Origin of the sequence: Acidovorax sp. HMWF018, from assembly GCF_003061035.1 — a bacterium.
Lineage (GTDB): Bacteria > Pseudomonadota > Gammaproteobacteria > Burkholderiales > Burkholderiaceae_C > Acidovorax > Acidovorax delafieldii.
In genome coordinates this window covers 1-1,047 of sequence record NZ_QAIM01000250.1, presented here as the reverse complement: position 1 = coordinate 1,047, position 1,047 = coordinate 1, and the positions used below count along the sequence as shown (strand labels likewise).

The following is a 1,047-nucleotide window of genomic DNA, read 5'->3' as shown; positions in this document are numbered from 1 at the left end:
CCCAGTCGCCCCAGCTGTTCAAGCAGCTGCTGATGGTGGCGGGCTTCGACCGCTACTACCAGATCACCAAGTGCTTCCGCGACGAAGACTTGCGTGCTGACCGCCAGCCTGAATTCACCCAGATCGATATCGAGACATCGTTCATGGAAGAGCAGGACATCCGCGACATGTTCCAGGGCATGATCAAGACGGTGTTCCAGAACACACTGGGCGTGGACCTGGGCGAGTTCCCCGTCATGACCTACCAGGACGCTGCGCGCCTGTATGGCTCCGACAAGCCCGACCTGCGCGTGAAGCTCGAATTCACCGAGCTGACCGACGTGATGAAGGACGTGGACTTCAAGGTGTTCTCGGGCGCCGCCAACATGAAGAATGGCCGCGTGGTCGGCCTGCGCGTGCCCGGTGGCTCGGTCGAAGGCGGCGGCATCAGCCGTGGAGAAATCGACGCCTACACCGAGTTTGTCAAGATCTACGGCGCCAAGGGCCTGGCCTACATCCGCGTCAATGAACTGGCCAAGGGCCGTGACGGTCTGCAGTCGCCCATCGTGAAGAACATCCACGACGCAGCCCTGCAAGCCGTGCTGGAGCGCACTGGCGCACAAGATGGCGACCTGATCTTCTTCGGTGCCGACAAGGAAAAGATCGTCAATGACGCGATTGGCGCGCTGCGTATCAAGATCGGCCACAGCGAGTTCGGCAAGAAGAACGGCCTGTTCGAGAACCGCTGGGCCCCGCTGTGGGTGGTCGACTTCCCGATGTTCGAGTACGACGAGGAAAACCAGCGCTGGAACTCGGTGCACCACCCCTTCACCAGCCCCAAGGATGGTCACGAAGACTGGATGGTCACTGCGCCCGAGAAGTGCATCTCCAAGGGCTACGACATGGTGCTCAACGGCTGGGAAATGGGTGGCGGCTCCGTCCGTATCCATCGCGCCGACGTGCAGCAGAAGGTGTTTGACGCCCTCAACATCACGCCCGAAGAAGCCCAGCTCAAGTTCGGCTTCCTGCTGGATGCGCTGCAGTACGGCGCGCCTCCGCACGGCGGCC

General features: G+C 61.6%; 1 protein-coding gene. It reads left to right on the top strand.

Annotated features, from left to right (window positions below; all coding sequences use genetic code 11):
- Nucleotides 1-1,047 (top strand): aspartate--tRNA ligase (gene aspS / locus DBR23_RS09055; RefSeq protein WP_108498031.1); only part of this gene is annotated, 1,047 nt, incomplete at both ends.